Here is a 9,578-nt window from a genome sequence, read left to right on the forward strand (position 1 = left end):
CGCCCAGGTGCGCCCGACCGGAAGGAGGTGCGGTCGCAGCCTCCGCCAGACGGCCCACCCGGCCGGCCCTTCCCGATCGGCCAACAAGCCGTCCACATCGCCTTCTTGACGGTCCGTCAATTCTCATCCGCGATTTCACCGCCTGAACCGTGACGCGTGCCCCGGGCCGCCCACCGCCCGTTGTACGGAAGGTGAATCGCCGCGCCCGCCCGAAACCCCCGGCCGCCCCGCCGAGGAAGAGGTTCCGCATGACGACGTCCCGGACCCACCCGCGCCCCGCCGAAGCCGCGGTGCTGCTCACCGTGCTCGGCCTGCTCGTCCTGGAGGAGATCGCCCTCGGCATGGCCGAGGAGGAGGACCGCCCCGTCATCGGCGGCATCCTGATCGGCGCCTCCGGCACCGGCCTCCTGGTGGTCGGCGCGGTCCTGCTCAGCCGCTGGATCGACCTCCGCCGTCCACTCCCGCTACCCCCACCCGGCCCCAACGGCCGCGAGTACAGCGCCCGCGCCCTCGAAGGCTTCCCGATGGAGGCCGTCCGCCCCATACTGCTCGCCGAGAACGCCCCCCAGCTCGGCCACCTGTACTCCGCCTGGATGCTCGCCCGGGCCGGCCGCCCCGCCCCCTGGATCGCCCGCCGCCTGGCCATCCCGCCGGACGCCGCCCAGCTCCTCGTCGACGCCGCCCGCACGGCGAGACTCGATCAGCGCCGCTGACCAGGCGCCGCACTCGCCTGCGCCACCAGGTACGGCACCAGCCCGCGCTCCGCCAGCGCCGACCGCCAGGCATCCCGCGCCAGCACCAGCTCCCCCGGCCCGTCCGCCGCCTCCCCGGCCTCCGGCCCCCGCACCCGGGCCGCCCCCAGCAACCCCAGCCCGCCCACCAGCAGACTCACCGCACCCGCCCCGGCCGACACCCACCCGGCGTCCACCAGCGCGTGCGCCAGCACCTCCATGTCCTCGACCAGCCCCAGCACGGAACCCAGCAGCAGGAACACCACCGCCGCCCCCACGGCGATGATCGGCACCACCACCCCCAGCACCCCCCACCACCCCGACGCCCGCTCCCTGGCCGGCACATCCACCGGCAGCCGCGCCACCGCATCGGCGTCCGCCCGCAACGCCGCGTACCGCTCGTACTCCGGCGCCGCCGCGGCCAGCACGAACTCCGCGTTCTCCCGCGCCGTCCGCCGCAACCGCTCCACCCCCCGGGCCTCCTCCCCACTCGCCCTCAACGCCGCCCGCACCTCCGGCGCCGAGAGCGCCCGCCCGAGCTCCGTCTCGAAGTCCGCCCGATCCTGCTGCGGCAGCCGAAGCGGCCTGTCCATGCTCGTCCCCGATCGCCGTGCGTAATGTTCTACAGAACTGTAGAACAAGGAGGCACGTTGCAGCAGCCCTGTTCACGGGTGGATTCGGTGCTCAGGAGGGGTCGGCCATGGGCACCCGGGCGAGAGCGTCGCGGATCAGCTCGGCGAGGTCGGGTACGGGGATGCCCCACTCTCGGTACCAGTCGACGAGTTGCGCGATCGGCCTGCCGGTGCGGTTCGAGACTTGAAGGAGGGGCGCCAACCAGCGGCCCGTAGCTACCAGACCCACATCATCGCCAATGGCTTCGACCAGGTCCAAGGCCTGCCGGTGCGTCAGGCCAGGAGGCAGGCCGTTGCCGGACACAACCACTCCCCGAGACCTCAGGTGGTGCGCCAGCTCCTCCGGACTCCTGTACAGGCGTTCTGCCGCCATGATCAAACGGGAGTACGGGACCGCATCACCCACGGTCAGCTCTCCCCACCTCATCGCATCGTTGCTCTGGAACAACTCCCAATCAAGGCGATCGGCCGGGCCTGGAAGGAACAACGGCGATCCGTACGCCCGGTACCGGCCGATCACCTCCTCCAGGGTGTGTCCACCGGATCTCAGAGGACCGAACATGTCCTGGAAGAGAACCTCCGTCGGCTCTCCCCAACCGGGCCCCTCGCAGAAGACGGCCAGATCCTCCACCGAGGCGTCTCCCGGCATCCGGGGAGTACGGAAGCCCAACCTCGCGAAGGACCCGAGCACCTCGTCGATGCCGGTCTCCGTCTCTCTCGCCACGCGCAACACGTGCGCCACAGCAACAGTGCACGACCGGCTCAGCCAGGGAGAGGTGCCGTCAAGGTAGCGGCTGAGTATGACCGCCAGGTCATCCGATGGCCGGTCTGGGAGTCCCGTGCAGTCGGCGTCGAGTCCGTGCGCTGCCATCGCCGCGGCGACCTCGGCGACGGACACCCTCAGTACGGCACTGGCCTTCGCCAAGTAGCCGGGTTCGATGGCCTCGCCTGGCTCCGGCCACTCACGAAGCCTTCGCCCTTCCTCGGTGCCCCAGAGGAACACCGGATCGGACTCGATGACGAGCGCGAGGTCAAGCACCGCTTGGGGAACGCCCGCTCCCTCTGCCGACCAGTTCGCGGCCACCTCGACCACCGGGCGGTCCGACCGGCTCGCCTCCTCCAACAAGTCGGTGACCGTAGCCGGCACTCGGTGGTGATTGTGCTTCCAAGCCCTCCTATTCCGTTCGTGGTTCACTATCGCAAGCTCATCCGAGGGCATGGCGACCCGTCCGCGAGCGGCAGTCGCGAGCGCGGGCCAGAACTCCGCAAGTGGCCCCAGCTGATCCTGCCGGTCGTGCGCCAGCAGTCTCCAGAGAACCGCCGAGTCGGCCGGTGTACCGGTCACTGATACCAGCCCACGGCGTCTTGCGGGTGCCGGAATTCCCAACCTCCGAAAGAGATCGACATCCAGGGGAAGACATCCTGTGCTTCGAGTGTCGAACTCGAAGCCGCAGTATTCGAATGTCCGACCTCGCCGAATGCACTGGGCGGCCACGATGTCGGCGACGCCGACATGGCTCTCCATCACGCCGTCCAGCCATTCCATACTGAGCAACGTCGAGTCGGTTTCCGCCAGTTCGGATGCCGCCCCCTCCAGCAGGTGGCGAACGCGGTCGGACACCTCGTCGATGACGAGCCTGCGATCGACGGACAACTTGCCCGGCGACCACGTGCCGGAGAGGTTCACGACCACTCCGCTCAACTTCCTTCCAGCCCCGAGGATTTCACCTTCTGTCGAGGGCTGAACAAAAAGGCCGTCCACCAGCAGCGCCCCGCCGTACTCGCACCAAATCACCTGTGCGCCATCGGGGGCGTTCTCCCATGGGACGATCGTGCCAAAGGCGTTGAGACCGGTCTCCTCCATCGGACTCGCCTTCCTGGTCCGCAGCTTCTTCGGCACCCACTCGACATCTCGCTCGCCATGAACCGCCTTCGTCCGGAACTCCGCGATCCCCAGGAGGCGTTCGAGGACGTCGACGGCCGACCAGGACTGCCCGAGGTCGATGTCCTCCCTCAGGTAGAGACGGACCGTGGTACCGGGCTTCTCGCCCTGATCCGATCGCCTGACGATGCGGAAGAGATGGCTCGGACCGTAGATGGAGACCTCCAGCTGCGGGCCCAACTCGCAACGAGCGTTCATGCGGCACGTGCTGACCCTGATCTCGTCCGCGAGCATGAAGTAGCTCAGCACACCGATGCCGAAACGGCTATTGGGATGCAACTCGACGGGCGGGTCGGCCTTCCGCCACTCGGCACGCTCTAGCTTGAAGTCCAGTTGCTCGGCGAAGCGGGCGCCGGCCTTGGAGAAGACTCCCCTCAGCTCCTCCTCCCCCATGCCGACGCCGTTGTCCACGCACTCCAGGTAGGCGCGGCCCTCCTCGTCCACGCCCTGCCGAAAGTCGATCAGGCCTTCGTAGGAATACTCGCCCATGAAGAAGGTCCGGGACTGTTTCCGGTACTGCACCCGGGCCCGCGCGTACCGGCAGGCGTCGAGCGCGTTCTGGTAGAGCTCGCGAACCGCCAGGTCCCGGTCACGGTAGAGCTCTACGCCCATCAGCAGGCTGCGGACCCGGCGTTCGTCCATGCGGAAGCGCGCCCAGCCGGTGAAAGCGCCGGCGGCGGGGGCGGCTTCGTCGGAGGTGAGGCGAGTGGGGAGTGGATGGTCGGTGAGGACACGGCGGACGGCGTGGAGGAGTTCGTCGGCCCGGGCGGTGTACTCGCGCAGTCCTTCGACTACCGCCTCGTGGTGGCACTCGGCGCGCAGTACCGGCAGGTCGTAGGAGCCGCCCCACGCGGCCTCGTCCAGCGTTCGGCGCAGGCCGACGAGGTCGACCTCGTGCGGGATGCCGAGGTGTTCGGCCACGATCTCGGGTAGCGCCGTCATCTCGATGGCAGTCCCGTACGCCAGCGCGAGCAGCAGGGCCAACCTGGGCTCCCGGACGTGTTGTTCGCCGGGGGCCCGCAGGTGGTCGTCGGCGCTGAGGCCTGCCAGGTAGTCGCGGTTGCCGACGTCGGGGCCCCGGCGGAGACCGTGCAGCAGGGCGCAGACGCGCTTGAGAGCGAAGGTCTCGCCGAGGTCGGCGAGCATCGGCAACTGGTCGATGATCTCCTGGACGCCCTCGGGGCCGGCGAGGTCCTCGTGCTGGTCGAGCCAGCGGTGGAAGAGCCACCAGCCGAGCGTGGCGGCAGAGGCGGGGCGGGTCCGGGTGCGGCCCACGAGCAGGTCGTAGGACTCGATGAACTGCTCGTACGCCGCGCGGTCAGCGTCGGGGTCGAGTGAGGAGGAGAGTTCGGTCGGACGCACGGAGGCGCGCGCCGTCGCCAGGCGCAGCGAGCGGACCCGGTAGAGGAACGGCAGGACGGCCAGCAGTGCGGCCTCGGCCGGGTAGAGGTCGAGCCGATCGTCACCGAGCAGCCAGTCGACCCGTGAAGCGAAACGCACCGCGATCCCGGGGTCCTGCCACGGGTCTTCGGCGAGCACCGTCTCGTCCCGCAGCCGGGCCAGTTCACCGACCGCCTTCAGGGCGACGCACCGGTACGGCTCGGCGTCCCGGTCCTCCCGGACGTGCTTCCAGGCCCGTGACTCGGCAGCGGCCCGCACCCACTCGTCGGCCCCTTCCGGTACGGCCGGGGGCTGACTCCCGCCCATGTTCAGAACGCCGATGCTTCCGGTCTGCACGACCGTCCCGTGCACCCTGTCCGCCGAGTTCGACGTGCTGTCGACCATCCCTCGTACCCTCCCCGTCCCCATGTGCAGGGGACGAGCGTAGGGCAATAGCCCCTCACGCCACGGTCAGAATCCCGCGCATGAAGTGGTGGAACGTACAGAGGTACGAGTACGCACCGGGCTGCGTGGGAGCGGTGAGCGTCGCGCTGCCGCCCGGGGCGATCGGGCCGGTGTCGAAGGTGCCGTCCTGGGCGGTGAGGGTGTGGGCGGTGGTGCCGGTGTTGGTCACGGTGACCGCTGTGCCCGGGCTGAGGGTGAAGTCGGCCGGCTCGAAGGAGAAGTCGCGGATCGTCACCGTCCCCGTGAAGGGGCTGGGCGACGGCGGGGCCGTGGACGGCGACGGCGGCGCGACGGTACTGCTGGTCTCCTCCGGGCCCGGCACCATGAACGAGCTGACGCAGCCGGTCAGTACGGGGCCCGCGGCGAGCAGGAGCGCCGAGGCCCGGAGGAGGGTCCGCATCAGGCGGGGGTGGCGAGCAGCTTGACCCGCTTGGAGTCGGCGGCGGCCGAGGGGGTGGCGCCGATGTTGGAGACGGTGGTGGTCAGGACGGCGTCGACGTCCGGGATCCAGTTGGTGGTCTTGGACTGGACGAGGACCTGCCGGGTCTGCGGCGTGCCGTCGCAGATCACGTCCGTCTCCGCGGTCCGGCTGGAGCCGAAGGCGATGGCGGTGTTGTCCTCCGGGTCCCTCTGCTCGACCGAGACGGTGAGCGAGCGGGCCTCGTCCGCGATCGAGCAGAGGTACTCGACCTGTACCCGGACCCGGCCGGGGCGCTTGGCGTCGATAACGGCGTCGCCGAGGGTGACGGTGGTGGGGACCGGCTCGTCGGCCCGGGCCGGTACGGCGGCCCCGGCGGCGCCGGTGAGGCCGGTGAGGGCCGAGGTGAGTACCGTCAGGATGATCCACCGCTGCACTGAAACCTCCGGTCTGAGGACGTATGGGCGTACGAACGCATTGCGGCCGACGTTAATCGGCCGGAGATCCACCCGCGCGCCCAACCGTCCGAACGTCATACCAACAGCCCAGCGCCCCGTCCGCAGCCCTCCCCCAGCCGGTCCCAACCGCCCCCACCCGACCCTCGCCCGCCTCGTACTGCGGCGCTACGACGAGGCCCGGGCGGCCGGCCCCGCCCGATGGTGTGCGTGAGAAGTCGACCTGGCCGACTTCTCACGCACGCAGGGGGAATGACGTCGGCCCGTGCCCCAGGACGCCTGGGGCACGGGCCGGAAGGGTGCACTCCGCACAGGTCACGTCGTCAGGTGGTCGAACTCCCCCGCCTTGACGCCGCACAGGAGTGCGCCGAGCGCGCCGGGCGAAGTGGAGAGGACGATGCCGGGGTCATCGCTCTCGCGGATCTGAACAGCTCCGTCGGCGACCGCTGCGACGTAGATGCAGTTGGCGGCGTCGCCACTGAACGAGGACTTCTGCCAGTTGTGGAAGGCCATACTCAGTCCTGTCTCAGATACGCTGCGCGACACGGCGGATGAGGTCGCGGGATGGATCGGGCTGGAGCGCGATCGTCTCCAAGCGGTCCATCACAGCCCGATACTTGATCAACTGCGGCTCAGTGTCGATGAACTCGGATCGATCTCCATCAACCTGGACACTGTCCAATCGTGCGACCTCGGCCTCGAAGTACACAATCCCGGCGCCAGAGCCGGGGTAGCTTCCGGTATCGAACGGAATCACCCGCAGGTCGATGTGAGGTTGCTCGCTTACGGTCAGCAGATACTCCAGTTGCTGACGAGCGACCTTCGGACCGCCGAAGCCTATGCGCAGAGCTGCCTCGTGGACGATCGCAGACAGCGGGACCGGCTGCTCGCCATGGAGCACTGCCTGCCGTTTGATTCGGTGGGAGACGAGGTGTTCCACTTCCGGTGGCGAGAGGGGTGGAACGACGTCCCGAAAGAGCGCGCGAGCGTGTTCCGGGGTCTGGAGGAGTCCGGGGATGTGAATCGCGGAGGCGATCCGCATCGCTTGCGCGTGATGTTCGAGTTCCGCCAGGTCGAGCGCTCCGGCCGGGAGGATCTCGCGGTACTCCTCCCACCAACCGCGCGTGCGGCCGCCGGTCATGTGCGTCAGCGCCTCGATCAGGGCGTCGTCCGCGCAGCCGTAGAGACGCGCCAGGGTCCGTACGCGATCCGCGCTCACCGGGTACCCGCCGGATTCGATGTTGCTGATGCGGGACTGCGGGGTGCCGTGCAGTTCCCCGGCTCGTGTGACCGAGAGTCCCGCCTGCTCGCGCAACCGGCGCAGCTCCGCGCCGAGTCGCCGCTGCCGGATGCTCGGCGGAGTCTTGCTGGGCGGCATCCGCTGTCTCCTCGCTCTCGACCGCCATCGTCGGCGCCCGTCACCCATGGGAGCGGTAGTGATACAGATTCCTCAAAGGCGGTGGACTACATACTACCGACTGGCTACTTTTGACTCTGCGTCATGGATGCCCGCTGCCGGCGGTGACAGCAGCGCGGCGTCCAACTCCCCTACATGTAGGAGACTTCCATGAGCGCTACGCCCTCGCCAAACTCCCGCCCGGCCACGCTCCGCCCGCCGGTCGAACCGACCTTCGAGCAGGAGCTGTGCGGGCTCGTGCTCAACACCGCACCCCGGCTGTTCGCCGTCGTCCAGGTGTGCGGCAACGACGCTGACGGGTGGGTCGCGGCCTGGGGGCTCGCCGACTCGGACGGCCGGAGCCACGTGATCAGTATCGATGGGCGGACGCGGATGACCCTCCCCTCGCCCGAGCGGGCCGTGCGCCACTTCTCCGGACGGCCGGGCATCACCGCCCGACTGATCTGGCTCTCCCCGCCGGAGGCCGCCACCGTGAGCCATGCCGCTGCGGCCTGAACCTCCCCCTACTCCCGCTCGACAAAGGCCAGCAGGCGCTCGTTGACCAACTCGGGCCGCTCCAGGTTGAGTCCATGTCCGGCCTTCTCGACGATCTCCGCCCGCACGCCGGGGATCAGGCGGGTGACCCGCTCCACCACCTGGCGCGGCCGCAGCAGCGCACTGCGCCTGCCCACCAGGACGAGCACCGGCAGCTCGATCGACGCCAACTCCTCGTCCGTGAACGGCCGGGCCGGTGGGCGGCCGCCCGGTTTGTAGCTCCGCATGGCGAGCATCAGCGGTGCGATCATCTCGCGCGGCGCGCTCAGTGCCGGGTTGGCCAGCAGCCGGCCGACGGCCGGGCGGAGCGGGCGCGGGGCGAGCATGCCGAACAGGCCGCCGACCATGTGGGCGTAGAACCGCGCGGGGACCTTCTCGATCCCGCCCGGGTCGAGCGGCGTGACCGAGGCCAGCCGCTCGGGCGCGTGGATCGCCTGGTTGAGCGCCAGCCAGCCGCCGTACGACACCCCCACCAGGTGGACCCGCTCCAGCCCGAGGCCGGCCAGCACCTCCCCGAGCCAGGCCGCGTTCTCCTCCGACCCGGCCGCGACGGCGCGTTGCACGCTGCGGCCCGGGTCGTCCAGGGTGTCGATCGCGTAGACGGGGTGCCGCTCGCCGAGCGCCGCGATCTGCGGGTACCAGTTGGACGGGTGCCCGGCGTGGCCGTGCAGCAGCACGATCGGCTCGCCGGTCGTCGCGCCGTAGCGGTGGACGTGGACGCTTCCGTACGCGGTCTCGACGTCGAGTTCCCGGCGCGGGCCCGGCCAGAGTTCCATCGCCCGGTCGTACGCCTCAAGGAACTTCGCCCGAGCCGGCTCGCTGACGAAGTGTCCGACGCTGGTCCTGGTCATGATCCCTCCCTGTTTGATGGTATGGTTGTACCACAAAAAGATCCGGAAGGAACCCGATGCCGAAGCTGGTGGATCACGAGGAGCGGCGGGCCCACATCATCGACGCCCTGCTCCGCTCGGCGGCGAACAGCGGCCTGCACTCCGTCACCATGCGGTCGGTGGCCATCGAGGCCGGCGTCTCGGTCCGCCTCGTGCAGTACTACTTCGACACCAAGGAGCGGTTGCTGCTCGCCGCCATGACCCGGCTGACGGCCCGCATGGGCGAACGCGTCCAGCGGCGCGTCCGCGCGAGCGGGGCCACCGACTCGCGCGGCATCATCGAAGCCGTCCTGCTCGAAGCCGTCCCCACCGACGAGGAGAGCCGGGCCTTCCACCTCATCCACACCGAGTACGCGGTGCTCTCCGTCACCGATCCGGCCCTCGGCGGGCCCCGGTTCCTCGCCGCGCCCAACGAGATGGAGGCCTTCCTCACCGCCCAGCTGACCGCCGCCCAACAGACCGGAACCGCCGACCCGCAGCTGGACCCCCGCCAGGAGGCCGTCGTCCTCCTCGCCGTCTCCGCCGGCCTCGGCCTCAGCGTCCTCCTCGGCCAGCGAACGGCGGAGGCCGCCACCACCGTCCTGCGCTACCACCTCGGGCGGCTCTTCCCCGGCTAGGACCAATGCCAGTGACTTAGGTTGTGGCTGCTCTGGTGATCGCGATGACTGCGGGGACTGGTGGTGGCCAGTTGCGGTGTTGGACGCGTTTGAGGGG

10 protein-coding genes are annotated in these 9,578 nt (G+C 69.7%); 3 read left to right on the forward strand and 7 right to left on the reverse strand.

Going from position 1 to position 9,578, the window contains the following annotated elements; genetic code table 11:
• The first annotated feature begins 248 nt into the window (after positions 1–248).
• The gene (locus ACWDD9_RS33050) at positions 249–713 is read left to right on the forward strand and encodes a hypothetical protein (RefSeq protein ID WP_117487037.1); all 465 of its coding nucleotides are present in this window, start codon (positions 249–251) and stop codon (positions 711–713) included.
• Here ACWDD9_RS33050 and ACWDD9_RS33055 read toward each other — a convergent pair.
• The 6 genes from ACWDD9_RS33055 to ACWDD9_RS33080 form a co-directional block, all read right to left on the reverse strand.
• Positions 701–1,324, reverse strand: a complete 624-nt coding sequence (locus ACWDD9_RS33055) for a hypothetical protein (RefSeq protein ID WP_449813632.1) — start codon at positions 1,322–1,324, stop codon at positions 701–703. The two genes, ACWDD9_RS33050 and ACWDD9_RS33055, sit on opposite strands and share 13 nt — an antisense overlap.
• 91 nt (positions 1,325–1,415) lie before the next feature.
• Positions 1,416–5,090, reverse strand: a complete 3,675-nt coding sequence (locus tag ACWDD9_RS33060; protein ID WP_449813633.1) for an HD domain-containing protein — start codon at positions 5,088–5,090, stop codon at positions 1,416–1,418.
• A gap of 55 nt (positions 5,091–5,145) precedes the next feature.
• Positions 5,146–5,550 carry a cupredoxin domain-containing protein gene (locus ACWDD9_RS33065; RefSeq protein ID WP_387966882.1) on the reverse strand — a complete coding sequence of 135 codons (405 nt, stop codon included), beginning with the start codon at positions 5,548–5,550 and terminating at the stop codon, positions 5,146–5,148.
• Positions 5,550–6,005: a hypothetical protein gene (locus ACWDD9_RS33070; protein WP_449813634.1), complete on the reverse strand. Its 456-nt coding sequence runs from the start codon at positions 6,003–6,005 to the stop codon at positions 5,550–5,552. The genes ACWDD9_RS33065 and ACWDD9_RS33070 overlap by 1 nt, the downstream gene beginning before the upstream one ends.
• A 333-nt stretch (positions 6,006–6,338) precedes the next feature.
• Positions 6,339–6,536 (reverse strand): DUF397 domain-containing protein, encoded by a 198-nt coding sequence (locus tag ACWDD9_RS33075; protein WP_375874809.1) that lies wholly within the window; start codon positions 6,534–6,536, stop codon positions 6,339–6,341.
• 13 nt (positions 6,537–6,549) lie between these two features.
• Positions 6,550–7,401, reverse strand: coding sequence for a helix-turn-helix domain-containing protein (locus ACWDD9_RS33080; RefSeq protein ID WP_416874266.1), 852 nt, complete (start codon positions 7,399–7,401; stop codon positions 6,550–6,552).
• Positions 7,402–7,590: 189 nt separating this feature from the next.
• On the opposite strand from ACWDD9_RS33080, the gene ACWDD9_RS33085 reads away from it, so the two are divergent.
• Positions 7,591–7,935 carry a hypothetical protein gene (locus ACWDD9_RS33085; protein ID WP_449813635.1) on the forward strand — a complete coding sequence of 115 codons (345 nt, stop codon included), beginning with the start codon at positions 7,591–7,593 and terminating at the stop codon, positions 7,933–7,935.
• Positions 7,936–7,943: 8 nt separating this feature from the next.
• On the opposite strand, the gene ACWDD9_RS33090 is transcribed toward ACWDD9_RS33085, so the two are convergent.
• Complete coding sequence (locus ACWDD9_RS33090; RefSeq protein ID WP_449813636.1) at positions 7,944–8,825, reverse strand: alpha/beta fold hydrolase; 882 nt, start codon at positions 8,823–8,825, stop codon at positions 7,944–7,946.
• A gap of 56 nt (positions 8,826–8,881) precedes the next feature.
• On the opposite strand from ACWDD9_RS33090, the gene ACWDD9_RS33095 reads away from it, so the two are divergent.
• Complete coding sequence (locus ACWDD9_RS33095) at positions 8,882–9,481, forward strand: TetR/AcrR family transcriptional regulator (protein WP_449813637.1); 600 nt, start codon at positions 8,882–8,884, stop codon at positions 9,479–9,481.
• The last annotated feature ends 97 nt before the right edge of the window (positions 9,482–9,578 follow it).

The organism is Kitasatospora sp. NPDC001119 (genome assembly GCF_053598475.1).